Source organism: Occallatibacter sp., assembly GCF_035317045.1.
Classification (GTDB): Bacteria; Acidobacteriota; Terriglobia; order Terriglobales; family Acidobacteriaceae; genus Telmatobacter.
In genome coordinates, this window is the sequence record NZ_DATHHT010000033.1 from 175,195 (window position 1) to 200,293 (window position 25,099).

The following is a 25,099-nucleotide window of genomic DNA, read 5'->3' on the forward strand; positions in this document are numbered from 1 at the left end:
GGATGACGCGGTTGCATCCTCACCGCCGCCTCCCGAAAGAAGCCGTACCTCCGAAATGTCCGCGATAAGCCCAGAACCGAGAAAAGCCGTGTTCCATTCACAAAAAAGCGCGTACGCTGGTTGCGTTCGGCCGATTTGTAGGTCAAACACCCGCGCAACCGCCTTTTGGGGGCCCGATGAAACCGCTGAAGACGATCATCTTGTTACTGGTGCTGATGCCCTCACTTGCCACCGTACAGGCCAAGCCTAAGAAGCCCTATAAGCTGCCTGTGGCGTTTGACCAGGCACGCTACGTTTATGTGGAAGCAGTCGATGGTCAGGAATTTGACCCGCGGTTAGATCCTGACGACCGCCAGGCCATCGCCGACGTTGATCAAGCTCTTGATGGTTGGAAGCGCTACGTACTGACAATTCGTCGCGAGCAGGCTGATCTGATCTTCGTGGTTCGCAAGGGCCGTCTTGCCACTGCAACGGTTGGTGGGCAAGTTGGTTCCGGGCCGCGGGGGGGTCCGAGCCGGCCAGCGAACGGTCCGATTGCAGGCAATGGCGTCGCCGTTGGCGGTGAAGTGGGCCCTCCCGATGATCTCCTCGAGGTGTACCTGCCCGATCCAGGCAATGCTCGCGGCGCGTTGGTCTGGCAGCGCACCCTTGCCGATGGCCTCAACTCGCCCCAACTCACGCTCATCAAACAGTTGAAGGATGAAGTGGAGCGCACCTATCCCCTCCAGACCGCGACCAAGGCCTCGAAGCCCTGATAAGGCACCACGATTGGGTACGCAACTGAGTGTGCTAAGCCAAGCGAACCGCTGACGCTGGGCCCAAGTCTCGATTTTGAGACCTGGGAAAGCACGAACCCACCCCAGTCCGTGTCATCCTGAGCGAAGCCGAACGATCTGCGGTTGCTCCTTTGCGGGATTCAAAACAAAGCAAAACTGGATTACTTCCCACTTGCCCACCATCCACCTGGTACTCGGCAACCAGCTTGCTATACTCACTCTGCAATTCCGGTTGGAGGCGTTCATTGCGAGTTCACGTTTTGCGGATTTTGGTGTTCTTGCTTGTGTGCGTAGCGACAGTTCCCTGCGTGGCACAGGACAAAGTGACGATCCTCTATGACGCGTTCGGGGAATCGAAGGAGCTGACGAAGGATTGGGGATATTCGGCTCTGGTGGAGCACAACGGAAAGCGAATTCTGTTCGATACAGGGAACGATGCCGCGATTTTTGAGCGCAACGTGAAGGCGCTGGGCGTAGACCTTACGAAACTGGATTTTGTGGTGATCTCGCACAGGCACGCAGACCACACGACGGGGTTGAGATATGTGCTGAAGGTAAATCCAAACGTTACGGTCTATGTGCCCGCGGATAGTGGGAATGGTTTTGGGGGATTGCCGTTTCCGAAGACGTTTTTGCGACCGGATGAGACCTTGCCGGCGAAGATGCGGTATTTCGGGGGAGAGGATCCGGAACATTTCACATGGGGCAAGCTGTATGACACGGGGAATTTTGTAGGGGTGAATCAATTGACGGAAGTATCGCCGGGAATTTTCCTGGTGCGTACTGTTTCGCAGAAGAAAGGAACTCTTGAGCTGCCGGAATTGACGCTGGCGATCAAAAGACCGAATGGATTACTGCTAGTGGACGGGTGCTCGCACGCGGGGATTGAAGCAATATTGGAAGCGGCAGGCGCGGTCGATCCGAGGACGGAGATTATGTTTGGCGGATTACACCTGGTGACGACGCCTGTGGAAGAGATTGATGTGCTGGCGGAGAATCTAAAGACTAAGTGGAAGGTGCAGAGGATTGCGCCGGGACATTGCACAGGTGAGCCGGCGTTTGCGCGACTGAAGAAGGCGTACGGCGAGAAATATTTGTATGCGGGGTTGGGGACGAAGATTGTGCAGTGAGAATGGCGGACATCCCGGATTTGCAGTAGCCAGGTGGAAAATCGCCAACCCGCTCATTAAAACGAACAGGTCTTCGAATGTCGCCTTCCCGACCGTCTTTCGTGATTTCCGGGCGCTCTCGAATTTTCCTGCGTCTCACACATACAGAAACTGCTTGGCCAGCCGCACCAGCAGCCCATCCATCCCATCGCACACCCCCGTATGCACCGGCGACGGCTGAATAATCGTGCTCCGCGGCGAAATCATCCAATGAAACGCTCCCGCTGCGGTAACCTTCCAATCGTCACGGTTGCGCGTAATAGCTGCTCTCCGCGCGGACATTCACGCCGGGCCGGTCCACCTTCACGTCAATCGAATGAAACTCGTCCGCGGCAGCCGCCGGAATCGAGTCGAAACTCAACTCATAAAAATCACCGGCATCGGCAAGGATTGCATCCATCGCATCCGCAAAGTTCTTCACCCTGGCAACCGCCTGCCCTCCGTTCTGGCGCGCAAGAGCGGGCAGCGCCATCGTTACCTCGGCGATCGCGTCCGGCGTAGACGGGGCACTGGCGGTTACGCTCATGAGGGGTTTACTTGAGTTCCTCGGCGTTTCGAAATCTCCCCACGAAACCGCATCGAGGGTCACCTGTGCCTCCCTCAAATTAGTCGTGAGTTCGACGAGGACATCGCGATAGTTTCCCCTCTGGGCCTCCGCCTGAATTCCAAAATCGGCGAGCAATGGCCAGCCGCGCCCAGTCCAGATAAGGATTGTCCGGCCACGAACATTATTCTGTTCGGCAATCAATGATCTGAGAGCGCTAACCGATTCCGTGAAATGCGAAATCATGCAATCTGCTCGTTCTTCCGCTGAATTCCCAGGCGATTGGGAACCCATGGCCTGTCCACTCATGCGGCTCCCCTCAATGAAGTGCGTTTGATCGCACTCCGCCTCGCGAGGACGGCGCGCGAACTCCGCCAGCTCGTTGGCAACCGCCGAGCGGTCCGTGGAGGGCTGTGATTCGGATTCTCCCGATCCCGATGCGAAAACCAGCGTGATAGGAAATGGCAACGCCTCGTGGTGCTGCGCAAGAAATTTGTCCAGATCCTTCTTCACGTGTCCAATCGACGATCCGCCGTCGTTGATCGCATCGAGAACAAGCATCACGTGTACGTTCGCCGTGCTTGCCGGTCCTTCAAACTCGTGGAACGAAGTTGTTCTTGTTGGCGTCCGGTTGTCGAGCAAAGAAAAATCATCTGCCTTCAGTCCGGTCACCGGCTTTCCCGACGAGTCCGTAACCTGCGCAACGAGCGCAATAAGATGATGAGCCTGGTATTTGTGCTCACGCTCCGCTTTCGTCCTGGGAATGAGTTTCGGCGAAGTCGAATCGGGACTTTGCGCGCAGATACTCCCTGCCTGCTGAATCACGGCGACAAGGAATAATGAAACACCCAGGACTCCAACGCTTACCTGGCGCGATGGCATCATGTGAAAGAACCTCGGCGGAATACCGCATGGCGTGTTCAGATTGCAACGGATCGAGTATCACACATCCAGAAACTGTCTCTCCAGCCGATCCATCAACCCATCCGTCCCGTCGCACACCCCCGTATGCACGGGCGACGGCTGAATGATCGTGCTCCGCGGCGAAATAATCCAATGAAAGCGCTCCCGCTGCGAAAGCTTCGCAATCGGCCCTGCCGCCTCATCGCCCTCACAAATCCGCCGCACCGCCTCCAGATGCTCCCGCGCAAGTTCCACATCCGCGGCCGGCCACAGCGCCTTCAGACGCTCTGCATCCAGATGAATCCGGGCGGCGAGATACTTCTTCTCCAGGCAGAACGCCACAACCCCGGCGTTGATAAACTCCTGCCGCTCCACGCGCGGCACTACACGCAGAATCGCGTAATCAAATGAGGCGGCAGTGGGCACCAATCGCCTCCTCTTCAAATACTGCGGAAGCTTGAAGCCTCCGTACAAAGAACCTCAGATATCCCGCCCGCCTCTCGGCCACATTCACATTGCCCGGAATCGCCTCCAGCCACGCATCCGGCACGATCTCCACGATCCCGCGCAACACCGGCTCCGTCAACTTTTCATGTGCAATTGCAGCAGCCTTTGCAATCTCCTTCGCCCAAGGCAGCAGAATATGATCCTTGATCTCCGCAAACGGCGAATCAATCTTCTTCTCCCGCGACGCCCAGTCGTGATGAAAAAACAGCGCCGCCCCGTGATCAATCGGATACAGCTTGCGATGCCACACCAGCAAATTTGCATTCCGCGCCGTGCGGTCGATGTTCTGCGTATACCCGTCGAACCACACCATCATCGAAGCCTCGTCAGCCGGAGCCGTATCCCGCGCCGCCGGATCGAACATCGTCGAACCCGGCAGATAATCGAGCGCCAGATTCACGCCCGAGCTCGCCTTCAGCAATTGTCGTATCTCATAGTCCGGCTCGTTGCGCCCCAGCGCCTCGTCAATTTCCATGAACACGATCTCCGGCACACGCAGCCCCAGAGCCCGCCCGATCTCACCCGCCAGCAGCTCCGCGATCAGCGCCAGAATCCCCTGCCCCGCCCCACGAAACTTCACCACATACAAACCCAGATCATCGGCCTCTACAATCGCGGGCAGAGAACCGCCTTCACGCAGCGGCACAACATAACGCGTCGCATTCACCGTTCGCAGCATCGATGATCCAGTCTATCGCGCATCCTTCGCGGTGCTTGCGGATGCACCACACTCTAATGACAAGATAAATGCAGGGAGCAAAACAGATGAAAATTGGATTTTTAGGAACTGGCCAGATGGGTACACCCATGGCGCAGCGCCTGCTCGCAGCCGGCCACGAACTCAGGGTGTGGAACCGCACCGAGGGCCGCACGGAACCGCTGCTCCGCGAAGGTGCAATCGCCGCAGGCACTCCGGCAGAAGCCGAACTCGGCGCCGACGCTGTAATCACCATGCTCTTCGATGACGCGGCTCACGAAGAAGTCCTCTTCGGCCCCAACGGCTTGATGGACGCCCTCGAACCTGGCGCGCTGCATATCGCCTGCAGCACCATCAGCGTTGCGCTCAGTGAACGCCTCACCGCCGAGCACATCCGCCGGGGCATCGACTTCGTTGCCGCTCCCGTCTTTGGCCGGCCCAACGTGGCTCAAGAGGGCCGCCTCTGGGTCGTTGCCGCTGGAGCCGACAAGGCAATCGCCCGCGCCCGTCCGGTGCTCGAGCCCCTTTCGCGCGGCATCTCCATCATCGGCCCCGAACCCCCGCAGGCCAACGCCGTCAAACTCGGCGGCAACTTCCTCATCAGCACCATGATTCAATCGCTTAGCGAGTCGTTCATCTTCGCCGCGTCGCAAGACATTGCCCCGGCCATCTTTCTCGAAGCCGTCAACAGCGCCCTCTTTCAGTCGCCGTTCTACGCCGCATACGGCAACGTAATGCTCCACCCGCCCGAGCACGCCGGCGCCAGCATCAGCCTCGGCGCAAAAGATACGCGCCTCCTGCGAGAAGCCGCCGCTGCCCGTAACACCCGCCTCAGCCTCGCCGACAACCTCGCCGAAATCTTCGAGCAAGCCAAACAAGCCGGCTTAGCCAATGAAGACTGGGCCGTAGGCCAATACCGCATCGCCCAACAACGCAGCGTTCTGAATCCCTGAAAACTCTGCTGTGTCATCCTAAGCGCAGCGAAGGATCTGCTTTGTTTTTACCCATCGATTCTCCAACATTAGCTGGGTCCACAGCCGCCCGTACAACCCATCACCCCTCCCCACAAAACAGTTCGCTAGGATAGTGTCATGAGCCTTAAGGGAAAAATCGTCTTCATCACCGGGGCCAGTGCCGGCATCGGCGCGGCCACTGCCCTCGCCTTCGCCGCCGAAGGAGCCCGCCTCCTGCTCGCCGCCCGCCGCGCCGGCCGCCTTTCCGAGGTCGCCTCGCAGGCTAAGGAGCGTGGCGCTCCCTCCGTTCACTCCATCGACCTCGACGTGCGCGACCATCGCGCTGTGCAGAACGCCATCGACAACCTGCCACCCGAGTGGTCCGAAATCGACATCCTCGTCAACAACGCCGGCCTCAGCCGCGGCCTCGACAAGGTCTACATGGGAAAAATCGAAGACTGGGACGAGATGATCGACACCAACATCAAAGGCCTGCTCTACGTCACGCGCTGCGTCGTCCCTGGTATGGTCGTGCGCGGCCGCGGCCACGTCATCAGTCTCGGCTCCACCGCCGGAGAACTCGCCTACCCCAATGGCGCGGTTTATTGCGGCACCAAGGCAGCAGAGCGCCTGATCAACGATGGCCTCCGCCAGGATGTGTTGGGCACCCCAATCCGCGTCACCAGCGTCGACCCCGGCATGGTCGAGACCGACTTCAGCCTGGTCCGTTTCCGTGGCGACACCGAGCGCGCAGCCAAGGTCTACAAAGGCGTAAAACCGCTCACCGCCGAAGACGTCGCCGAAGTCATCGTCTGGGCCGCCGCCCGCCCCGCCCACGTCAACATCGCCCGCGTCTCGATGACCACCGTCCATCAGGCCAACTCCATCATGTTTCACCGAGAGCCGTAGAGATACAGGATGAAGAAATTCATGTTGAGCGAAGTACGGCGGAGTCGAAACATCTGCCGTTAAAGTTCAGACATTGGCACGAACATTGGTACCCCATCCAAACTCCGCTTGGGTCGGAAACCACGATCTGACCAGCACCGAAACGTCAGTCTTTCCGGGTGTCACGCAGCGACATCCATCAATCGCAAAAATTCAATTTCCTTGATCCGCTTCCTGCGGAAAAGTCGCCCTGCGCGTGAACTCCTGTTCCCGTCAAGACCCAACCGGCTCCTTTCGCACTAACGTGCAAGCAAAGCGGGACGATACACGAAACAGAAGCGAAAACGGCAAGCTCATCGCACTTCAAACCAAGAGGAGACGTCACCTGCTCCATGCATGCGTGCTTCTGCCGTTTCTTCTCGGGTGCACGTGGATGCTATCCGGATGCGGGACCATTTCGCCAAATATAGGAGGTTCCAGCCCGGCAACGAAGCTGGTTGCACTACCGGCGGGAACCTACACTGCCGTTTTCAAAGCCAGTGCGGGGAGCGAAAGCATAGAGCTTCCCATCGCCGTTACGGTCCAAGAGTGCCGGCACCGGAAACTGTCGATATTTCCGCAGCTTATTCCAACGCCTTGATCAGTTGCTCAATCTCCGACAAAGCCGACGCCAGTGCGGCCCGCCGCGATGCGTTCGATGTCCGCTGCGAAAGAATGTTCTCGCGTTGAAGGTTCAATGCCTGCTTGCGCCGTTCGTTCGCGGCACGCTGGTCGACAGCCTGCCGACGCTCTGCTTCAGTCATCAGTACCTCGCCGGGACGCGGGGGCTTTTTTTCAGTGGCACTCGCCATCTGTTCTTCCACCGATTTACTTTCCCACCCGCGCGCCATATCTTCATTTTACGGTCGGTTGCAAATTTCCGTACCACGATCGCACGCATCCAATCACATTTGCATCATTCCTCACTGGAGTCCTGACTCATGCGCGTGTGGCAAGTCCCATCCTTCGGCATTGATTCTCTTGAGCTTGTCGAGCGTCCCAAGCCCGTCGCAGGCCCCGGCGAAGTGCTCGTAAAAATTCACGCCGTTTCGCTGAACTATCGCGATCTGATGATGGTCAAGGGTGCCTACAATCCCAAACTCCGCCTTCCCCGCATCCCCTGCTCCGATGGCGCCGGCGAAGTGGCAGCCATCGGCGATGCCGTCACCGCCTTCAAACCCGGTGATCGCGTCTGCGCCATCTTCATGCAGAACTGGCTCGATGGCCCACCCACCCCCGCCACCATAAAGGGCGCGCTCGGCGGCGACATCGACGGCACACTCGCCGAATACATCCTCCTCAAAGAAAGCGGTCTCGTCCGCATCCCCGAATACCTCAGCTTCGAAGAAGCCGCTACCCTCCCCTGCACCGGCGTCACCGCCTGGAACGCGCTCGCCCGCGCCAACCTCCAACCCGATTCCACCATCCTCATCCAGGGCACCGGCGGAGTCTCCATCTTCGCGCTGCAATTCGCTAAACTCCAGGGCCACCGCGTCCTCGGCATCTCATCGAGCGAAGCCAAACTCGAGCGCGCCTGCTCCCTCGGCCTCGACAAGGGACTCGACTACGGCGAAACCTCCGAGTGGGATCGCTGGGTGCTCGAGCAAACAAATGGCCAGGGTGTCGATCTCGTCGTCGAAGTCGGCGGCGTCGGAACACTCCCGCGGTCTCTACGCGCCGTCAAGATGGGCGGCGTCATCGCGCAGATCGGTGTCCTCTCCGGCCCCGCCGATCCCATTCCCGTTCCGCTCATCCTTCACAAGCAGATTCGCATCCAGGGAATCTACGTCGGCTCCCGCCACGACTTCGAAGAGATGAACAAAGCCATCGCCGCCGCAAAGCTGCATCCCGTTTTCGCACCCCGCTCATGGACGGAAGCCCGCGAAGCCTTCCAGGAAATGCAATCCGCCACCCACTTCGGCAAACTGGTCCTGAAGGTTCAATAACGAGTCTCGAAAACACCGCTAGTGCTTTCGTTCATCGTCACATCGGCGGAGCGCCCGGAGCATTCTTCAAGTGTTGTTGCTTCTGTTTGTCGGCCGCCGAGGCCGCTGCGCCCTGGGCATACCGCACGGTCGCAATATAGTCCCGCAAGTCCTCGGAGTGGTCGATCATCACCACGGTCGAACTGCTGATGAACTGGTTCGATCGGTGCAGCCCTGAACCTCCGCTGCCGACACAAACAGGCGGAACGGCAAAGGTCATTGTTGCCTTTGCCGCTCCCGCCCGAGTCTATATTTTTCAGCAGAACTCTTTGAGTTGCGACTCACCGCTCCGGATCGGCCAGCCGGTAAGCTGTGTGGATGAAGCAGCCAGTCGTGAGCAAGTTTCCGTTAGCATCATGGTCCACCACGAGGAAAAGAGGCCGACCTACGCTCGGACATCTACGCCCTGGGCCTCATCCTGGCGGAGATGATCACCGGCAAGCGTTCTCAGAATCCTGAAATTCCACCCTCGCCCCTCCATCGTGTGATCAGCCGATGCCTCGAAATCGACCCCGACGCTGGCCGGAGACATAGGCGAGCACCCCGGTGAAGGACGATGCGGCAAGCGAAACAGAATTTGTGCCCAATCCAATCTGCTGTGCCACCGGCAATGCTTGACGATGGGATCCTCCGGCGGCATGAACCCGGCATAGTCGCCCGATGGCCGCTACGTCGCTTACTGGGGTTCCCATGGGATCTATCGAAAAGCGACGGACGGCGCAACCCCACAGGAACTCCTGCTTCGCTCTTCGACGTTGGCCGTTCCCAAGAGTTGGTCTCCTGATGGTCGATACCTCATCTATGCGAAGATCAACCCCGGAACCGCCGCCGACCTGTTTGCACTGCCGGTCGCGCAGCCTGACCCGCATCCGCTGGTTCTCGCGCAGACGCAGGCCACTGAAGACCAGGGCCAGTTCTCGCCCGACGGCCGTTGGGTCGGCGGGTGGCCCCGATGTCGAGGCGCTATCCAGTTGAGGGTGCCCCCGGTCCCTCGCTTTTGGGGACCGGGGAAGAAGAGGCTGACTGCCGGTAGCGCATCCACTCCGGCAACTGCCCGCCCCTGTGCTTGGCAATCCATGCCGACTCAATCTCCCTTTCCCGGCCTCGACCGCCGCCAGGTAAGGACGGCGCCGATAGCAACTGAAGGTGAGGAAGTGGAACTCGCCTGTTTGCTGATAACGGATGCGCTGGCCTTTCATGCACTGCGACCCTCGGCTTGATTGGGGCCACCCCGCCAAAATTCCTACTTGACACCGACATAAAATCCACTACCATATGGTTGTGGATAGGTTGGGTACAACATTTGCGGCTTTGTCTGATCCCACCCGTAGGGCGATGATCGAACGACTCAGCCATGGGCCTGCCCCTGTGCATGGATTGACGGAGCCGTTTGCACTCTCGCAGCAGATGATTTCAAAACATATTGCCTACCTGGTGCGGGCTCGCATTGTGATCAAGACCAAGCGTGGACGAGAGAGTGTGTGCACGCTGAGGCCGGGGGCGATAAAAACAGTCAGCGACTGGGCAATTACCTATCGCCGATTCTGGGAAGAAAGTTTCGACAAGCTGGAAGTGGTCGTGAATCAAATGAAAAAAGAGGAGGTCAGAGATGACAAATAACACGGTGAGCGAGACAGAGCGGATGGTTGTCACAAGAGTTTTTGATGCCCCACGCGAATTGCTTTGGAAGGCGTGGACAGACCCGAAATATGTGATGCAGTGGTGGGGGCCGAAGGGTTTTACTTCGCCTTTTTGCGAGATGGATTTTCGCGTAGGTGGCAAATTCCGCTGCTGCATGAGAATGCCGGATGGCCAGGAGTTCTGGAATGCTGGTGAATACCACGAGATTGTTCTGCACGAGAAGATCGTTTCCTCCATGTACTTCTCTGACTCGGAGGGAAACAAGATTGAGCCTGAGCAATTAGGAATAGAGCATGAGGCCATCGAGGGTGCATACGACGTGACCCTCTTTGAGGATCTCGGAAACGGCCAGACGAAACTCACTTTCATTGGAAATGAACCCATGGAGAGCGCGAAGAATAGCGGTCAACTCGAGGGCTGGAACCAGATACTCGATAAAGTTGCCGAGGTTGTTGCGGGGCTGGCGCAGGCGAAATAAGAAGTTGAAGTTTTGACGATCGTCATGCGCAAGATACAGCGAAGGGTGGCGGGAGGTTGCGTAGTTCGGGCTTCTCGTCACCTCCCCGGTCCCAAAAGCGAGGGGCCCCTTCGGGCGGGTGGCCCCGCTGTCGAGGCGCTATCCAGTTGAGGGTACCCCCGGTCCCTCGCTTTTGGGGACCGGGGAAGAAGCGGTCTCGTCGAGCAGACCTCGTGATCTCGCGATAACATTGACCGAGCCAGACGAATGCCTTGTCTTTGTCTCCCAGGCCTGCATAGATGATTGAGCGCCTGGACAATCTTCATTCTGACCCGCGCTTCGACCAACTCCGGCGTCAGGTAGGACTCCCTGCGCTAAAGCGATAGCGATACTTCTGACAGCATTGCAATCCCAGAAGTTTCGGCGGGCGGCCTAGGTCTGGTTCTCTCGATCTGCAAGAGGAGCGGGTGCTCCATGTCTAGATTCTGAGACGTTGGAGAGCACGAACCTCACCCCAGCCTCTGCGAAGCGTGCAATTCGGCTGTCAAGCGCCGGTTCCCGTCATCGCTGCCTAACCCACTCAAAACAAACGCCAAAAAGTTTGCCGGCTTTTGCAGGTTATTTTGCCAATTGGCCTAGACTTGAATCTGTGCATCCGACCTCGATCATCTTTCGAGCGCCAGCCCCGGAGGGCCGCACGAACACTCTTCGAACTGGAATCAGTGCGAAAAGACCTCCAAGCCATTTGCTGAGAGGGCTCTACGGCTAACTCCAGTGATCGGAGCACCTTGACGGCAAAGCTCCCGCTAGACTAGTGAAAGTAAATAACTTACTGCGAGAGACGGGATAATAGGGGTATGACCAGTTCGCAGCTGCAGCTTAACTGAACCCCAGCACCGGATGCGGCGTATAAGGCTCCTCCAGCGCGGCAATCTCCTCCGCCGTCAATTTCACCTCCAGCGCAGCCACCGCGTCCGTCAGGTGATGCGGCTTCGTCGCTCCCACAATCGGCGCCGTAATCCCCGGCCTGCTCAGCATCCATGCCAGCGCGACCTGTGCCCGCGGCACCACGCGCTTCTCCGCAATCTCACCAAGCCGGTCGACGACCTTTTTATCGTCCTCTTCGGTCCGCGCATACATTGTGTTGCCGAATTTGTCTGTCTCAGCCCGCTTCGTCGTCTCCGCCTGCCATGCCCGCGTCAATCGCCCGCGCGCCAGCGGGCTCCACGGAATCACCGCGATGCCCTCGTTCGCGCACAACCCCATCATCTCCCGTTCTTCTTCGCGATAAAGCAGGTTGTAATGGTTCTGCATCGAAACAAACCGCGTCCACCCATTCAGCTCCGCGAGAAAAAGCGCCTTCGCAAACTGCCATGCAAACATCGACGACGCACCGATATAGCGCACCTTCCCGGCCTTCACCACGTCATGCAGCGCCTCGAGCGTCTCCTCGATCGGCGTCTCGTAGTCCCAACGATGAATCTGATAAAGGTCCACATAATCCGTGCCGAGCCGGCTCAGACTCTGATCCAGCTCAAACAGAATCGCCTTCCGCGACAGCCCGCGCCCGTTCGGCTCCTCGCGCATCACCCCATGCACCTTGGTCGCAATCACCACCGCCTCGCGCCGCGCATTCGCTTTCAGAAACTTGCCCACAACGCGTTCGCTGTCGCCGCTCGAGTACACATTCGCCGTATCGAAGAAGTTGATCCCCAGTTCCAGCGCCTGCCGCAGGAACGGTTGGCTCTCCTCTTCATTCAACGCCCACAAATGCCGACCGCCCTTCAACTCACCAGGAGCCGGCGGCTTGCCGTAAGTCATGCAGCCCAGGCAAATCCGCGAGACCTTAAGTCCGGTGCGGCCAAAATTCACATACTCCATCTCAACTCCTCAATTGCATTGATTCATTGTGTGTGCGAAGGTTGCGAAGAATCAGACGATCGGCGCTCGCGGCGCCTCGACGAGAAACCCTTCGTAGATTGCCAGCGTCTCGGCATTGAAGCAGACAAGCTGCACTACTTCGACTCCGCTCGCATCAACATCTTCTCTTACCGTGTCGATCGCAATCCGCGCCGCTCGTCTTGGCGGAAATTGATAGACGCCCGTACTGATCGCCGGAAACGCAATCGTACGCACCTGGTGCAGCTTTGCAAGTTCAAGACATCGCCGATAACAGCTCGCCAGCAATTCGTCCTCGTCGTGCCCGCCGCCTTGCCAGACAGGCCCAACAGCATGAAACACCCACTTCGCCGGCAAATGAAATCCCGGCGTCGCCTTCGCATTGCCAGTCTCGCAGCCACCCACCTTCCTGCATTCCGCCAGCAACTCCGGTCCCGCAGCGCGATGGATAGCGCCATCCACGCCTCCACCGCCCAGCAAGGAAATATTGGCCGCATTCACAATCGTATCCACCCTCAAGGTGGTGATATCGCCCCGCATTGCGATCAGTTGTGGCATAAATACGCCCCGAACATCCCGCTTTGACGATACATCAACGCATTGGGATGTCCGGACGCAACGAAGCAAGGAAAATTCGGAAGGGGAATGCGAGCAACTGGAGTTACTGCACGATATACATCACCGATGTGCTCGACATGTGCAGCGTCCCCTTCGGCGCGAAGGGAATGTTGTAATTCAAGGTATAGCTCACCACAACCTGCACACGGCTACCGGTATTCTCATTGCCATCTGGATACGTTGTATTCGCGCTCAGTGTGCCGCTGCCGAGATTCGGCCAACCAAGATGAGTCACTGCGTTGTTGATTGTCGATGCCGACGCCGTGCACGAAGATCCGCTGCTGGTCTGGCACGTCGCCCCACGCACAATCGCATACCGCGTTCCTTCGCGAGCCGACTCGGAAATCATGCAGTAGCTGTAGAACGCGAGACAGATCTCGATCATCATCAAAGTGAACGCTGCGATGATCGGCAACGCTATCGCCACTTCAATGATGGCCTGGCCCTGCTCGTTCTTACTCCGGCAATCTTGATTCAACCGTCTCACAGTTATTCCTGCACTTCCATCACCGAGGTTCCGCTCACCGTCCACGTCTTCGGCAATCCCGGACAAGTTACCGGCGGGTTGATGCTCATGCTCGAGACGACCTTCACAAACTGCAGGTAGTGGTTGCCGGCACTTGCCGGACACACGGCCGCCGCCGCGCTCTCCGATGAATACTGCGTCCCGTCCACGGCGTTCGAACATGCGTAGTAGGTGGTCGGTGTCACCGTTACGTTCGTCCCGAAATCAGCTGCCTCTGCCTGCGCAGCGTTCTGGATTCCCGCAGTGTCCCCGGCAAATGTTGAACTGATCATGCCGTACATCGCGCCTGCGTGAGCGCTGTTCGACAATTCAATCGAGTCATAAATCAGCATGGAGAGTTCCGTGGTCCCCAACAGCAGTGGAGTTCCAAAGATTCCGAATGCAAACGCAAACTCGAGTGCGGCGTTTCCCGCATTGTTCATCAACCGCTTGTGCATTCGCACCAGGATCGATCGACAATTGGTAGAACTCAGACAATTCCAGATCATATAACTACCCCTCATTCCACCAGCTTGGCTACGGAAAGATTCAAAGTTCCCAGACTCGATATCGAATAGCTGTTCAGTGCCGCTCCCCCCGAAATCGAAAGCGTCTGTGCCACAAAGTCCATCGTCAGCGTCGTACCCGTCCCGTTGTTCAGGGTCACCGCTGCATTTGGCGCGTACACCAGGCCCGAAAGATTGGAGTTTGTCCCACCCTGGATCGACACAGTGTTTCCCATTGCGTAAATCAGCGTCTGAGGAACACCACTGACGGTCGGAGCCGAAAGCGTTGCCGTCGCGCTGTTGGTGAAGTTCACATTTCCGCCAACATACAACTGCATATTGCTACCGGAGATGGGCGCGCCCCCGCCGGTCGTCAAATCCCCTTGGATGTAGTAGGTGTAACCGGGCGTGAAAGTCACCGAGCGGGCGTTGCTCGTATTCAGGCTCTTGAAACAAAGAGTATTGCTCGTTGCTGTTTCGCCGGCCACTGGAAGCGTGTAGTTGCCGGTATACCCAGTCGAGACCGTATAACCCTGGACCGGATTGTCATAGCAGGTAATCCCGACGGGGAGTGTCGGCACCGTCAGCACCGGCTTGCACTGGGTTGTAATCCCCGCCACAATCTTCGATGAAGCGATCTGACCATTGTTGTTGACGTTGTTGCCCAGGTTGCTGGCGCTGTTCCAGGTGTTCGACACGGTGCCCAGCGATAACGAATTCAGTGTCGCGCTGCCCACAATCCCCACGGCATTGCTGCTGCTCGAGTCCACCGTCACGCCGCATTGTGTGGCGTTTATCTGGCCGTTGTTGCTCATCGTCAGGCCCTGGCCCGTGGGTGCTTCAAGGCAGATACAGGTTGGACTGCTCAATCCACCCCCGGCCACCGCGCGGGCGGAAACCTTCATGCTGCTCGCGCTTCGATTGAATGAAGACAGAAAAAAGGTCGGGATAAGCTTGGAGACATCCGCTTCAATAAAACTCGCCGACCCCGAGTAATTCCCTGTCGTTGGAGTCTTCAGCGTCACCGTCGCCGCATTCACCGAAGCCGCTGGATCGAATCCATTCATCTTCGCCATCGCGTTGGCGACTGTCTGCTCATTTGAATTATTTCCGGCGTTGGCTTCCTCGGCGGCTGCGACGGCAGCGGCATCGGCTGCTGCCTGTGCCATCCGCTTCTGGTGAAACAGGTAGCCGACGTCGAGCCCGAGCGCCAGAAAGCCCAGAACAAACAGCCCAATGAAAATCACAATCACCATCGCGGCTTGTCCCCCGTCATCGACGAGAAAACGGCGGCCCTGCTCCCGACCGGATTGCCTCACGGTTCCTAAATCGCTGACGGCGAGGGCCCGAAGGATTGCGTTGAACGAGAAAGTCTTGCTTTTCTGCACGTTGCACCAAAAGTAATCAAGATAACGACCCATAGGTAATGATTACTATGATCGTAGGCCGCTATGACACCATAGGAGCTACCACTTTGGGAGATTGGGTGTCCCACTTCGGTACAGTCGCGTTGAAGCGTACGATCTTTCCCTGTCGGCGGAGCAAAGCCGGATTCGCCAGGACAGGACAGGCCGCTCGTTTTTTCGTCGAAACGGCTGTTGTAAACGTTACGTTTTGATCAATTAGGGGCTCATGCGCAGCATCGCTTCGGTCAAAAAGAGCTAACCTTGAATTTGCGCTCTCGTCGAACCGGACGGGACCAGCTCCAACCAAGGACAATCTGCCTCCGGTGCAGCAAGCCATACATCCCGTTCAGCACCAGCAATCTGCGTGTGTCCTCTCGGCGACTAACAGTTACCGCAGGCCATGCCTGAGGATCATTTCTGGACTTCTTTTGATGGGAGCAGCCTTTCTGGCCGGATGCGGAGGCGGCCCAGTGACCGCGACTACGTCCAATATGGCCTTCTCCATTTCACCGGGCACCGCGTTCATTGACACCAGTTGCACAGGTTGTAATGTTCTCAATGCTCACGCGGCCCCCGTTCACCAATTCACGGCAACGCTCGTCGGTGGCGGAGCCGCTCCCGTCGCCTGGTCCGTCAGTGGAGGCGATCCGGCCTCAGGTCCTGGCAAAATTAACGAACAGGGCCAGTACACACCTCCCGGTTATCTCAGCTCCGACCGGGCCGAGGTCCTGGTCACCGCAACCCTGAAGTCTCAGCCGGGACTCCGCGCAACTTCCCGCCTGACACTCACGCCTGGATTCCTGCAGCCGCTCACACCGGAAAACGCCGCTGTGGGACCAAATGGTTCCGTGACCCTAACCAGTTACTTGGCCGAAGCGGGTGGAAACAGCGAAATCCACTTTGCGCTTGCGAATTCCCCTTCCGGCAGCACTGGCGGCGAAGGCACATTGAGCGCGACCACCTGCCAGCGCTCCCGTCGGGCATTTACGTCCTGCTCCGTCACGTATTCCGCACCAGCAATCGTTTCCGGCACCGGAGTCACGTATGTCGTGGCAACGCTCCCCGGTTCCTCCGCGAAGATTGAGGCTGCCCTGCTTCTGAATTCTCCCGGCGTAAACAGCAATCCCGCTGCCCACCAAGGCTCCCAGTCGGCATCAATCCTCCTCGGCAGTTCCGGAGGCAACAACAACGACTTCGACGAAAAAGGCAACAACATTGTCGACTGCTGCAGCGGAACCCTCGGCGCCCTGGTTCAGGACGCAAGCGGCCGTCAGTACCTGCTCAGCAACAACCATGTTCTGGCGCGAAGCGACCAGGCCACCGTCGGCGACACGATCGTTCAGCCCGGGCTCATTGACAACAACTGCACCCCCAACGGCGACGGCGCTGGAACCATTCCTGTTGCCGCGCTGACTGCATGGCTCCCACTTCGTTCCCCGCAAACCAATGTCGACGCCGCCATCGCCCAGGTTGCATCGCATACCGTCGATCCCGGTGGCAACATTCTCGAATTCGGACCGAGACAGCCCGACGGCTCGCTTGGCGCCGCACCTCCTGGAATCTCGTCTACCGGCGGTAGAGGCGAAAATGCAACCCTGCAGTTGCGCGTCGCTAAAAGTGGCCGCACTACCGGCCTCACCTGCGGCAGGGTCAACGCCATCGCGCTCGATGTCGCAGTCGATTACTATCGCGACTGCGCCGAAACCAAGCCGTACTTCACCAAGACCTTTACCAACCAGATTGCCGTTAGCGGAGATCGCTTCGGCGACGCGGGCGACTCGGGCTCGCTGATTGTCGACACAACCGATGCTGAACCAGTAGGACTGTTTTTTGCCGGCGGCATCGACGCCTCAGGGGTCAGCCACGGCATCGCCAGCCCCGCCCCCGACGTGCTGAATGCCCTTGGCACGCAGATGGCGGGCGACTCAAGTTTCTCCTTCGTCGGTACCGCCGACCACGCCGTAAGTTGCCTCAGCTACGGAGACAGCACCATTGCTTCAGCCCAGGGTCGCGCGCTCACCGACGGTGAATCATCGCGCCAGCAGTCTGCGCTTGCCGCTGGCCGGGCGCTTATCAATCCTTCGGTCGGCATCCTCGGCATTGCCCCCGGAAAGAGCAACGATGCGCCGGGCTCAGCGACGTTAATTGTGTATGTCGATGAGAATCTCGCGCCGGCAGTTCCCGTGCTTGTCGAGGGCGTGCGTACTGTCGTCATTCCCTCAACCGCCCACGCGGTCGCTGTCGGTTCGGCGCCCTTAACGGCCACCGCTGCCGGCCTGCCCCCGCTCGCCGCATCCGCCATGGCGCCGGCTCTGGCCGCCAAGCACCAGATCGCTCGCAAGCTCATGCAGCAAAATCCTGCATTCTTCGCCGTTGGCGTGGGGCAGAGTTTCGACAATCCCCGCGAAACTGCCCTCGTAATCTACGTCGACCGCCAACGCATTCCGGCGCAGTTCCCATCCACCGTGAACGGCGTCCGCACGCGCTATGTCTTCATGGATCGACTGCACGTCACGCGTTCGTATGCGGCCAGCTTTCCCACCCCGCATCACTGCGTGCCGCACTCCGCATCTGGATTACCGGACAGCGATGGCCTGTTCAAGCCCCGCGCCATCGATTTCCCGTGATGCCGTCCCGATTCGTCCGCAGGTGATCAAACTCGCCGGCGGCGCAACCAAAGCGCAATCAACCCGCCTAGAATCGCAAACGGAATCAAGGCATCGGGAATCCGGCGCAGGACGATCACGTCGATCAGAATCGCGCCCACCATGGTCGTTCCCAAAAGGGCGAGTCCCGCCGAAACCGTTTGCGGAAACAGCGTCAGGAATGCTCCCAAAAGTTCTACAACTCCGGTCGCGGTGCGGAACCACTGTCCGAAACCGATGTCGTTGAACAGCTGAATCCATGCCGCATTGGTATTCGTGTTGAATTTCCCGCCGCCAAAGAAAACAAACGCCGCAAAGATGACTGCACGCAGGGCCCAGTCCGTGACAGAGTTTCTAAATTTCAGTGCACCGGATGACGATTCGTTCATATTCTTTCCAGGCAAATCATAATGGAGAATGCACCTGCAAACTTCAACAGAGGTTTCCCTACGGATCAAAGGCGTGCCGTCGCTCCCACGCAAAAAGAGGGCGCCAGTTCAGGACGCCCTCTCTCGCTCTGCAACGCTATAGTCCAGCCTCGATCCGTCGCGCTCTTACTTCGACGAACGCCCTAAGTCGTACACCACGCCAACTGTGACTCCATTGGGATTCAAATCGTGCGGACCGAAAATCGCGTGCCAGAACTGGTAATCGTACTCAGCTCTCGCGGAAAAGCGACTCCAGAACCGTATATCTGCGCCCGCGCCGGGCTCAAAGACAGACCTTGTGTCGTGCGAGTACGTTGCCCCCGGGCTCGGGAAATCGATGCTGCCGATTCCCATGACAAACTTCGCGAAAGGGCGGATCCGTCCCTTCCGGCGGAACTCATAAATTGGCCCACCCAGTGCTGTATCCATTCGGTGGCCCGGCAAATAGGAAGGGGTTGCGTAATTCACGTCGCGGCCCTCAAATTCCAGCCCGAGGCCGTCCAGAAGCGGCGGCATATGCGGAAGGCGCCAGTCCACCCACATCGTGATTCCAACCTGGCGCGGATTCTTGATGCCCCAGTCATCTGAAAAATCGGAAAATCCCGCACCAACTGTGAATGGCAGCTTCCCTTCCTCGGCCGAATATGTCACCTGTGCACGCGCCGTTAATGCCGCTCCAATAGAAAATAAAGCCATGACCGGCAAAACCATCAACTTCCATCGCATTCTTGTCTCTCCCTCCCGGATTTTTCACTCTCCCGGTTTGTGGCTTGCGCGGGAAAAGCGTTCAACAGTCAGCAAGTTTGGCAGATCGAATTGGGAAACCACTACAATGTGGTGCATGCCGCATGCCGAGGCAGGCGCGCGAAGAAAAATTCACCTAATGAAGCAGGTCGCCTGCCTCATCGTACATGGCATCTAGAAATGAGCGTAGCATCTCTGCTCTTGATTCAGCCATGGCCTTTGAGCCTATTAGACGTGTCTGGTTGGCCAAATGGTTAACCGCATTCCTTAAAACCGGAACAATTGAACTGAAACTGGGGTAACGCGAATCCCGTCCCACCTTTACCGCTGCCCGCAGGATTCCGATTGCGCCCAGTTGCTCCAGAATGTCTGCGTCTCGAATTAACATACCCTCCACTGTTGTTGGTTCGTCCTTGGCCTGGTGATTACGGATAGCCGACTCAACCCCGTCCAGTTTTTCCCCGGGGAACCCCCACTCTGTCAAAAGTTCCCTGCTGCGGCATATGGTGTACGGAACGTGATCCCACCGGGAAAGTTGCGCAGGATCTTTCGGCCGATGCCCCACAAACACTCCAAGGTCATGCATCCAGGCCGCGGCAAACAGAATGTCGTCGTCATAGTCCATCCCTTGGCCGACCTGTCTGGCGAGTGCATAGAGCCTTGGTTGGTGGCCAAATTTGTCTTCGGGCTGCGCCTCGACCCGAATGTACGCAACTATCGACTCCCGCCAGCCTCGGTTCGTCATGCGGTCTTCGCGGGCCAGCGCGGCGTAATCCGAATCAAATCCAGCCCTCCCATATCCTGAATGGCAAAAACCGGAGACGATGCCGGAACTGCGACAATCCCGCGCGCCTGCAAGTCCACCGTTCCGAAGCCGGCGCTCGTCAGCCGCGTACTCCCCTCGGCCGCAAACAAATACGCCAACCCCGTTCTTGCCTCGCCCTCGCGGCGCAGGCTCGTACTCGAACGACTAACTTCGACCGGGATTCTCTCCACGCAGAAATTCTCGTCCTCCACCAGCACCGTGCGATCCTTCAAAACCTTCGGCATCACCTTGCCGGCCTTCGTCTTCAGCCGCATGGCCTCCAGCGATTTCTCAATATGCAGCTCGCGGCCGCGCCCGTAGTCATACATTCTGTACGTCAGATCGCAATTCTGCTGCGTCTCCAGCAGCACCGATCCAGGCCAGATCGCGTGCACCGTTCCAGCATCCACATAGATCATGTCGCCCGCGTGCACCGGCAGCATCTTGAGACTCTCTTCCAATGTGCCGCCCTCGATGCCCGCTTTCACCGCATCCAGGGTGACTCCTGCCTTGAGCCCCGCTGCGACCTGCGCTCCGGCTTCGGCCGCCAGCACATACCAGCACTCGGTCTTGCCCCGCGGCTCACCGTATTTCTGCGCCAGGCGATCGTCCGGATGAACTTGCACGCTCAATTTCTCGCGAGCAAAAATTACCTTGATCAACAGCGGTGAATCGCCCGACGGCGCATTCTCTCCCAGCATCGCCCGCGGCATTTCTCTGAAGATTTCGCCCAGCGTCTTGCCTGCATGCGGACCTGTCGCAACCGCGCAATCATCTCCCGTCTGCCAAACCTCGCCGATGGGTTCGTCCTTTGCCTTGCGGTCATACCAGGGATGCAAATCCTTCCATCCCCACACGCGGCCAACAAACCGCGGCTCCACCCTGAATGGCGCCATCTCGGCAAATATGTTCCGCTCGATCACAGGCACGCGGTCCTCTGGTTTCCTTCTGGAATTTGCGACCTTGCAATGAGGCTCAGAATCGCATGCGCAAATTTTATCGTACGTGCAGATCGATATTTTCCTGGAGAACTGGCTGCGGAGATCAGAGGTAACGGCATTTCCGACGCAAAACCTTTCCATTCGACTGGCAAAGCAATAAGCGGCACGTTATCCTCGCTCCATGATTCTCACTCCAGCCTTTGACCACATGTTCCAGCTCCCCATTCCCATCATCGAGAAGGTGGTGCGACCCGTCATCGTGTACCTCGCACTCGTCCTTCTGCTGCGCATCTTCGGAAAGCGCGAGCTGGCGCAGTTGAACCCCTTTGATCTCGTCGTCCTGCTCTCACTATCAAACACCGTTCAGAACGCCATCATCGGCGACGACAACTCCGTTTCCGGCGGCATCATTGGCGCCTTTACCTTGCTTGCCATCAATTGGCTCGTCGTCCGCGTGCTCTTCCGTTCTCCGCGCCTCACGCGAGCGCTCGAAGGCCGCTCCGTCGTCCTCATCCGGGACGGCAACATCGATGGCAAGGCTCTGCAACACGAAGCCCTTACCCGCGAGGAACTCATCGAAGTCATCCATCGCCAGGGCTACGAGCACGTCCACGAAGTGCATCGTTGCGAACTCGAGCCCAACGGCTCCTTCTACGTCGAAGGCAAGGACCCGTCTATCGCCGACAAGCGTCATGACGAACTTCTGTTAAAGCTCGAAGCGCTGAACAAGGAGATCGCTGCCCTGCGTACTCGACCTGCCACAACCTGACCCACCTTTTGGCTCGCGATTCGCACTCTGGCGCGTCTCAGAAGTACAATTTCCGCAAGCAGGAGCTTCCTTGATGTCTCTTTCCCTCCGCTGCCATTCCTGCCTTCTTCTGGTCCCGGCAGCCCTCATCTTCAGTGCTTTTGCGTGCGCGCAATCTCTTGAGTACCGGTCTGACAAACCTGTGCCGGAACCAGCCAAGCCCGCTGTCTCTTCCCAACCGGTCCTCGCGAAAGGAACCAGCCTCCAGGTCGAAGTAAGCCGTCACTATCCGGTCAAAATCGGCCAGCCCATCAAAGCGCACTTGATCCACCCGATCTACTCCGATGGCAAACTCGTTGTACCCCAGAACACTCCGCTCGAAGGCCGCGTCATTGCCCTTCAGGCCGACTCAAAGACGCGCTGGCATGCCCGCCTGCGCGGCGACTTCACGCCCTTCCACACCGTCGAAGTCCAGTTCGACAAACTCGAACTTCCCACAGGCCCGGTGTCCATCGCCGCTGCTCCCGCCGCCGACGGCGCACCCGTGATCAAACTCCGTGCCTCCGGAGTCTCGCCAAAACAGTCTTTCATCGCGCGCCGCTGGGCCGAAGCCAAGGCCAACCTCCACGACCGCATCGCCTACTTCACCGCACCTGGCAAAGGCGATCGCGCACTTCAGTTGCTCTACCATCAGCTTCCCTACCATCCCGAACGCATCGATGCCAACACCGCATGGTCCTTCGAGCTTGCGGCGCCGGTCGTCCTGCCCGCATCCGCCACCGCTCCGCCTCCACCTTCGCCAAGTGCTTCCGGCGCGGGTAAGCCTGAAATCTGGTCCGTCAATGCTACGCTCGCGCGCGATTTGACTTCTGCAACCGCCAAGCCCGGCGATTCCGTCGAAGCCCTCGTCGTCGAACCTGTCTACGACAGCGAGAAATACCTGGTCGTTCCGCAGGGATCCAGGCTCATCGGCAAAGTCGCCGTCGCCAAGGCAGCCCGCTCATTCGGGCGCAACGGAAAGCTCCGCTTCACATTCCAGAAGGTTCAGTTCCCCGAGGGGTACAACCGCGAAGTCGAGGGCGCGCTCGCCGGGGCCGCAACGGAAAAGAGTCAGAATCTCTCGCTCGACGCCGAAGGCACCATCACTCCGCGCAACCAGTCCAGCGTCATCGCGCCACTGCTGCTGACGATGCTTGCGGGCCGCGCCCTCGATGAAGACGGCAACCTCACCGCCCAGACCGGCGTCGCCTCTAATGGCTTTGGATTGGTCGGCCGCATCGTTGGCGTTGCAGCCGGGAATCGCAATATCGCCGCAGGCATCGGATTTTATGCCGCTGCTCTTTCTGTTTACGACAATTTCCTGCACTCCGGTCGCGATGTCGTCTTCCCTCATGACACCCGCATCGAGATCGAAACCACGCCGCTCCGGGCGCCGGTGATCAAGCCCGAGGGGCAATAGCTCTCGCTTCTTCGATCTGCTCCGTGATCACGCGCTTTAGATTCGCAGGCGAATACGTCGGCGCCTTGATGAACTTGCCATCTTCGCGCTTGTGCACCTTCAGAACCGTGTGCCAGTTCCCGCCATGCGCTGCCGCAACGTCCGGGTGAACCAGTTCCTCGCCGGTCCCGCGCACCAGCACAGCGTTGCACTCGCTGCAATGCGGCCACGCTTTGCTCATGTTGCTCCGCTGCACTTCATCCCACGCGCTCTGCGCCTTCACGCCGGCCGCAACCAGCGCCCCGTAAGTCACCACAAGCTGATCGATGCACCCATCCACGTATTCCGTAAAGTCCGGTGCAAGTTCGGGCGCGGCCACCACGCTGATCTCATCGATCACTGTCGTCTTCGTCCCGTCCTCCCCGGCCTTCGCAACCGTGCACCCGCAAGCCCGCACAAACTCCAGCGCCTCCTCAAACACCAGCCGCGCCCTCAGCAATCGCGTCGCCGCATCCGGAAGCTCTGGCGAGTCCTTCACGTCCTGCTCAAACTGCACCATCAACGTAACAATGTCTTCCTGCGGCCGATAACTCTTCTCCATCATTCCATCCTCAATTCCAGCTGCATAGTGAGACTCGGCGGTTCCCCGAGTTCCTCACACATGCAACAATAATGGATCGCGCACCGAGACTAGACCGAACCTGAAGTGAAAATCTGAGCACGCTCGTTAAACGCACTACCTCCGGATTGCCCACTATCCGAGCGGAACTCGAATCCAAGAATGATCCGTTTCAATGAGTGCTGTGGCCTGGTTACCACAGTTGGGTTGGGTCACGTCAACTTTGCAACAGTCTCGATCACTGTCTCTGATTCTGCTTTGCGCCAGCCGGCAATCTGGAAGAAAGTTACGCCCCGCAAACAGGTCAATGTGACGCTGAAGGTACCCAAGCAATGCCGTCCACACCTTTGGTGAGCCGAATGGGCTCTTCCATCTTCGAATCTTTAAGATTCAGGACCTCGATCGTACCGCCCTGGGGACAGGTCAAGTAGACGCGTATGCCGTCTGGCGCCAGCGCGAATTCTCCTGGGGTTGGTAAAACCGGCACATCCGGGGTGTCAAACGTTTTTGCAACTGCTCCACTGGCCAGATCAACCACGAAGAGCTTACCTGATTCGGAGTTGGCAAGGAGCCAATGGCCGTCCTTTGTGATTATGGAAGAGAATGCAATCCTCGGGAGGGAAATCGATCGGACAACCGCGTTGGTTGCAGTATCGATGACCACGATGCGTGGTGTTTCCTGGTCCTGCGTAAAAACAAACCTGCCGTCGGGTGAAATCGAGATGCGCTGCACTTTCTTAGAGATTGGAATCGTCGTGAGCAGAGTCCGCGCTCGCAAATCGAGAACACTCACGCTACCCGCTTCGTTATTGGCGGTGTAGATCCTCCGGCCGTCGGGAGAGATCACGAACATGTGGGTATGGCTGGCCCCGGTAGCAATCTCGCCCACGAGAGAGCGAGCATTAGTGTCGACGATATAGATGGCATTGGCGAGTTCAGCCGAAACATACAGCCGTCCGTCTGGACCAAAGTGCGCGCAGTGCGGACGAACTTCTTTGCCGAGATCGATGACGGCAACAGTCCTCGCCCGGCGCAGGTCGACGACCTGAATCGTACTTCCATTCGAACCGGGCTTTCCCACCCATGTGTTTCCGTAAATGGGAACGTAGCCGAAGCGACCGTCCGGGGAGACAGCGACTTCGTGTCCGTTAATGTCAACTCCCACTGTGGCCAGAACCTGTTTGGACATAGGATCCACAAGCAAAACGCTGTGCTCCATTTGGTTCGCAACCAACAGA

The 25,099-nt window shown here is 58.3% G+C and carries 29 protein-coding genes; 11 read left to right on the top strand and 18 right to left on the bottom strand.

What is annotated here, in order from left to right; genetic code table 11:
- Positions 1–176 precede the first annotated feature (176 nt).
- Together VK574_RS16360 and VK574_RS16365 are read left to right on the top strand one after the other, a co-directional pair.
- The gene (locus VK574_RS16360; protein ID WP_472800931.1) at positions 177–755 is read left to right on the top strand and encodes a hypothetical protein; all 579 of its coding nucleotides are present in this window, start codon (positions 177–179) and stop codon (positions 753–755) included.
- Positions 756–1,021: 266 nt separating this feature from the next.
- On the top strand, positions 1,022–1,906 hold the full coding sequence (locus tag VK574_RS16365) for an MBL fold metallo-hydrolase (protein ID WP_472800932.1): 885 nt from the start codon (positions 1,022–1,024) through the stop codon (positions 1,904–1,906).
- Positions 1,907–2,041: 135 nt separating this feature from the next.
- Here VK574_RS16365 and VK574_RS16370 read toward each other — a convergent pair whose 3' ends face one another.
- Genes VK574_RS16370 through VK574_RS16385 form a run of 4 tightly spaced genes read right to left on the bottom strand, consistent with a single transcriptional unit; the run spans position 2,042 to position 4,578 of the window.
- Positions 2,042–2,227, bottom strand: coding sequence for a DUF3037 domain-containing protein (locus VK574_RS16370; RefSeq protein WP_472800933.1), 186 nt, complete (start codon positions 2,225–2,227; stop codon positions 2,042–2,044).
- The gene (locus VK574_RS16375) at positions 2,190–3,374 is read right to left on the bottom strand and encodes a VWA domain-containing protein (protein ID WP_472800934.1); all 1,185 of its coding nucleotides are present in this window, start codon (positions 3,372–3,374) and stop codon (positions 2,190–2,192) included. The genes VK574_RS16370 and VK574_RS16375 overlap by 38 nt, the downstream gene beginning before the upstream one ends.
- A 57-nt stretch (positions 3,375–3,431) precedes the next feature.
- Positions 3,432–3,818, bottom strand: coding sequence for a DUF3037 domain-containing protein (locus VK574_RS16380; RefSeq protein WP_472800935.1), 387 nt, complete (start codon positions 3,816–3,818; stop codon positions 3,432–3,434).
- A complete protein-coding gene (locus VK574_RS16385; protein WP_472800936.1) occupies positions 3,796–4,578 on the bottom strand; it encodes a HipA family kinase in 783 nt (260 codons plus the stop codon). The genes VK574_RS16380 and VK574_RS16385 overlap by 23 nt, the downstream gene beginning before the upstream one ends.
- Before the next feature lie 86 nt (positions 4,579–4,664).
- Between VK574_RS16385 and VK574_RS16390 the strand changes: the two genes are divergently transcribed.
- Entirely contained in the window at positions 4,665–5,549 is an 885-nt protein-coding gene (locus VK574_RS16390; RefSeq protein WP_472800937.1) for an NAD(P)-dependent oxidoreductase, read from the top strand.
- A gap of 138 nt (positions 5,550–5,687) precedes the next feature.
- Positions 5,688–6,458, top strand: coding sequence for an SDR family NAD(P)-dependent oxidoreductase (locus VK574_RS16395; protein ID WP_472800938.1), 771 nt, complete (start codon positions 5,688–5,690; stop codon positions 6,456–6,458).
- Positions 6,459–7,060: 602 nt separating this feature from the next.
- On the opposite strand, the gene VK574_RS16400 is transcribed toward VK574_RS16395, so the two are convergent.
- On the bottom strand, positions 7,061–7,288 hold the full coding sequence (locus VK574_RS16400) for a hypothetical protein (protein ID WP_472800939.1): 228 nt from the start codon (positions 7,286–7,288) through the stop codon (positions 7,061–7,063).
- Positions 7,289–7,417: 129 nt separating this feature from the next.
- Between VK574_RS16400 and VK574_RS16405 the strand changes: the two genes are divergently transcribed.
- Positions 7,418–8,422, top strand: a complete 1,005-nt coding sequence (locus tag VK574_RS16405; RefSeq protein WP_472800940.1) for a zinc-dependent alcohol dehydrogenase family protein — start codon at positions 7,418–7,420, stop codon at positions 8,420–8,422.
- A gap of 37 nt (positions 8,423–8,459) precedes the next feature.
- Here the strand turns inward: VK574_RS16405 and VK574_RS16410 are convergent, their stop codons facing one another.
- Positions 8,460–8,681, bottom strand: a complete 222-nt coding sequence (locus VK574_RS16410; protein WP_472800941.1) for a hypothetical protein — start codon at positions 8,679–8,681, stop codon at positions 8,460–8,462.
- Between the two features lie 268 nt (positions 8,682–8,949).
- On the bottom strand, positions 8,950–9,153 hold the full coding sequence (locus tag VK574_RS16415) for a hypothetical protein (protein ID WP_472800942.1): 204 nt from the start codon (positions 9,151–9,153) through the stop codon (positions 8,950–8,952).
- Positions 9,154–9,216: 63 nt separating this feature from the next.
- On the opposite strand from VK574_RS16415, the gene VK574_RS16420 reads away from it, so the two are divergent.
- The 3 genes from VK574_RS16420 to VK574_RS16430 are packed head-to-tail and all read left to right on the top strand — an operon-like array spanning position 9,217 to position 10,580.
- Entirely contained in the window at positions 9,217–9,681 is a 465-nt protein-coding gene (locus tag VK574_RS16420) for a hypothetical protein (protein ID WP_472800943.1), read from the top strand.
- Positions 9,682–9,736: 55 nt separating this feature from the next.
- Positions 9,737–10,081 (top strand): ArsR/SmtB family transcription factor, encoded by a 345-nt coding sequence (locus tag VK574_RS16425; protein WP_472800944.1) that lies wholly within the window; start codon positions 9,737–9,739, stop codon positions 10,079–10,081.
- Positions 10,071–10,580, top strand: coding sequence for an SRPBCC family protein (locus VK574_RS16430; RefSeq protein WP_472800945.1), 510 nt, complete (start codon positions 10,071–10,073; stop codon positions 10,578–10,580). The genes VK574_RS16425 and VK574_RS16430 overlap by 11 nt, the downstream gene beginning before the upstream one ends.
- 858 nt (positions 10,581–11,438) lie before the next feature.
- Here VK574_RS16430 and VK574_RS16435 read toward each other — a convergent pair.
- From VK574_RS16435 to VK574_RS16455, 5 genes are all read right to left on the bottom strand, one after another.
- On the bottom strand, positions 11,439–12,440 hold the full coding sequence (locus tag VK574_RS16435; protein ID WP_472800946.1) for an aldo/keto reductase: 1,002 nt from the start codon (positions 12,438–12,440) through the stop codon (positions 11,439–11,441).
- Positions 12,441–12,491: 51 nt separating this feature from the next.
- On the bottom strand, positions 12,492–13,016 hold the full coding sequence (locus tag VK574_RS16440; protein WP_472800947.1) for an O-acetyl-ADP-ribose deacetylase: 525 nt from the start codon (positions 13,014–13,016) through the stop codon (positions 12,492–12,494).
- A gap of 103 nt (positions 13,017–13,119) precedes the next feature.
- On the bottom strand, positions 13,120–13,563 hold the full coding sequence (locus VK574_RS16445) for a TadE/TadG family type IV pilus assembly protein (RefSeq protein WP_472800948.1): 444 nt from the start codon (positions 13,561–13,563) through the stop codon (positions 13,120–13,122).
- 2 nt (positions 13,564–13,565) lie between these two features.
- Positions 13,566–14,039, bottom strand: a complete 474-nt coding sequence (locus VK574_RS16450; RefSeq protein ID WP_472800949.1) for a TadE/TadG family type IV pilus assembly protein — start codon at positions 14,037–14,039, stop codon at positions 13,566–13,568.
- 62 nt (positions 14,040–14,101) lie between these two features.
- On the bottom strand, positions 14,102–15,475 hold the full coding sequence (locus VK574_RS16455; protein WP_472800950.1) for a pilus assembly protein TadG-related protein: 1,374 nt from the start codon (positions 15,473–15,475) through the stop codon (positions 14,102–14,104).
- Positions 15,476–15,963: 488 nt separating this feature from the next.
- On the opposite strand from VK574_RS16455, the gene VK574_RS16460 reads away from it, so the two are divergent.
- Positions 15,964–18,120: a chymotrypsin family serine protease gene (locus tag VK574_RS16460; protein WP_472800951.1), complete on the top strand. Its 2,157-nt coding sequence runs from the start codon at positions 15,964–15,966 to the stop codon at positions 18,118–18,120.
- A 26-nt stretch (positions 18,121–18,146) separates the two neighbouring features.
- On the opposite strand, the gene VK574_RS16465 is transcribed toward VK574_RS16460, so the two are convergent.
- From VK574_RS16465 to VK574_RS16480, 4 genes are all read right to left on the bottom strand, one after another.
- A complete protein-coding gene (locus tag VK574_RS16465; protein ID WP_472800952.1) occupies positions 18,147–18,527 on the bottom strand; it encodes a DoxX family protein in 381 nt (126 codons plus the stop codon).
- 165 nt (positions 18,528–18,692) lie between these two features.
- The gene (locus tag VK574_RS16470) at positions 18,693–19,292 is read right to left on the bottom strand and encodes an outer membrane beta-barrel protein (RefSeq protein WP_472800953.1); all 600 of its coding nucleotides are present in this window, start codon (positions 19,290–19,292) and stop codon (positions 18,693–18,695) included.
- A 154-nt stretch (positions 19,293–19,446) separates the two neighbouring features.
- Positions 19,447–20,055, bottom strand: coding sequence for an HD domain-containing protein (locus tag VK574_RS16475; RefSeq protein WP_472800954.1), 609 nt, complete (start codon positions 20,053–20,055; stop codon positions 19,447–19,449).
- Positions 20,052–21,044 (bottom strand): type I phosphomannose isomerase catalytic subunit, encoded by a 993-nt coding sequence (locus tag VK574_RS16480; protein WP_472800955.1) that lies wholly within the window; start codon positions 21,042–21,044, stop codon positions 20,052–20,054. The genes VK574_RS16475 and VK574_RS16480 overlap by 4 nt, the downstream gene beginning before the upstream one ends.
- A 193-nt stretch (positions 21,045–21,237) precedes the next feature.
- On the opposite strand from VK574_RS16480, the gene VK574_RS16485 reads away from it, so the two are divergent.
- On the top strand, positions 21,238–21,825 hold the full coding sequence (locus tag VK574_RS16485; protein WP_472800956.1) for a DUF421 domain-containing protein: 588 nt from the start codon (positions 21,238–21,240) through the stop codon (positions 21,823–21,825).
- Positions 21,826–21,898: 73 nt separating this feature from the next.
- Positions 21,899–23,263, top strand: a complete 1,365-nt coding sequence (locus tag VK574_RS16490; RefSeq protein WP_472800957.1) for a hypothetical protein — start codon at positions 21,899–21,901, stop codon at positions 23,261–23,263.
- Here the strand turns inward: VK574_RS16490 and VK574_RS16495 are convergent.
- Complete coding sequence (locus VK574_RS16495; RefSeq protein ID WP_472800958.1) at positions 23,244–23,846, bottom strand: pyrophosphohydrolase domain-containing protein; 603 nt, start codon at positions 23,844–23,846, stop codon at positions 23,244–23,246. The genes VK574_RS16490 and VK574_RS16495 overlap by 20 nt on opposite strands.
- A gap of 319 nt (positions 23,847–24,165) precedes the next feature.
- Positions 24,166–25,050: a YncE family protein gene (locus tag VK574_RS16500; RefSeq protein ID WP_472800959.1), complete on the bottom strand. Its 885-nt coding sequence runs from the start codon at positions 25,048–25,050 to the stop codon at positions 24,166–24,168.
- Between the last annotated feature and the right edge of the window lie 49 nt (positions 25,051–25,099).

Bases quoted from the DNA above. Each gene is read 5' to 3' on its own strand.
- VK574_RS16360 (WP_472800931.1), top strand. From the start codon at position 177: ATGAAACCGCTGAAGACGATCATCTTGTTACTGGTGCTGATGCCCTCA.
- VK574_RS16370 (WP_472800933.1), bottom strand. From the start codon at position 2,227: ATGTCCGCGCGGAGAGCAGCTATTACGCGCAACCGTGACGATTGGAAG.
- VK574_RS16375 (WP_472800934.1), bottom strand. From the start codon at position 3,374: ATGATGCCATCGCGCCAGGTAAGCGTTGGAGTCCTGGGTGTTTCATTA.
- VK574_RS16385 (WP_472800936.1), bottom strand. From the start codon at position 4,578: ATGCTGCGAACGGTGAATGCGACGCGTTATGTTGTGCCGCTGCGTGAA.
- VK574_RS16390 (WP_472800937.1), top strand. From the start codon at position 4,665: ATGAAAATTGGATTTTTAGGAACTGGCCAGATGGGTACACCCATGGCG.
- VK574_RS16395 (WP_472800938.1), top strand. From the start codon at position 5,688: ATGAGCCTTAAGGGAAAAATCGTCTTCATCACCGGGGCCAGTGCCGGC.
- VK574_RS16400 (WP_472800939.1), bottom strand. From the start codon at position 7,288: ATGGCGAGTGCCACTGAAAAAAAGCCCCCGCGTCCCGGCGAGGTACTG.
- VK574_RS16405 (WP_472800940.1), top strand. From the start codon at position 7,418: ATGCGCGTGTGGCAAGTCCCATCCTTCGGCATTGATTCTCTTGAGCTT.
- VK574_RS16410 (WP_472800941.1), bottom strand. From the start codon at position 8,681: ATGACCTTTGCCGTTCCGCCTGTTTGTGTCGGCAGCGGAGGTTCAGGG.
- VK574_RS16415 (WP_472800942.1), bottom strand. From the start codon at position 9,153: ATGGGAACCCCAGTAAGCGACGTAGCGGCCATCGGGCGACTATGCCGG.
- VK574_RS16425 (WP_472800944.1), top strand. From the start codon at position 9,737: ATGGTTGTGGATAGGTTGGGTACAACATTTGCGGCTTTGTCTGATCCC.
- VK574_RS16430 (WP_472800945.1), top strand. From the start codon at position 10,071: ATGACAAATAACACGGTGAGCGAGACAGAGCGGATGGTTGTCACAAGA.
- VK574_RS16435 (WP_472800946.1), bottom strand. From the start codon at position 12,440: ATGGAGTATGTGAATTTTGGCCGCACCGGACTTAAGGTCTCGCGGATT.
- VK574_RS16440 (WP_472800947.1), bottom strand. From the start codon at position 13,016: ATGCCACAACTGATCGCAATGCGGGGCGATATCACCACCTTGAGGGTG.
- VK574_RS16450 (WP_472800949.1), bottom strand. From the start codon at position 14,039: ATGCACAAGCGGTTGATGAACAATGCGGGAAACGCCGCACTCGAGTTT.
- VK574_RS16465 (WP_472800952.1), bottom strand. From the start codon at position 18,527: ATGAACGAATCGTCATCCGGTGCACTGAAATTTAGAAACTCTGTCACG.
- VK574_RS16470 (WP_472800953.1), bottom strand. From the start codon at position 19,292: ATGCGATGGAAGTTGATGGTTTTGCCGGTCATGGCTTTATTTTCTATT.
- VK574_RS16475 (WP_472800954.1), bottom strand. From the start codon at position 20,055: ATGACGAACCGAGGCTGGCGGGAGTCGATAGTTGCGTACATTCGGGTC.
- VK574_RS16485 (WP_472800956.1), top strand. From the start codon at position 21,238: ATGATTCTCACTCCAGCCTTTGACCACATGTTCCAGCTCCCCATTCCC.
- VK574_RS16490 (WP_472800957.1), top strand. From the start codon at position 21,899: ATGTCTCTTTCCCTCCGCTGCCATTCCTGCCTTCTTCTGGTCCCGGCA.
- VK574_RS16495 (WP_472800958.1), bottom strand. From the start codon at position 23,846: ATGATGGAGAAGAGTTATCGGCCGCAGGAAGACATTGTTACGTTGATG.
- VK574_RS16500 (WP_472800959.1), bottom strand. From the start codon at position 25,050: ATGTCCAAACAGGTTCTGGCCACAGTGGGAGTTGACATTAACGGACAC.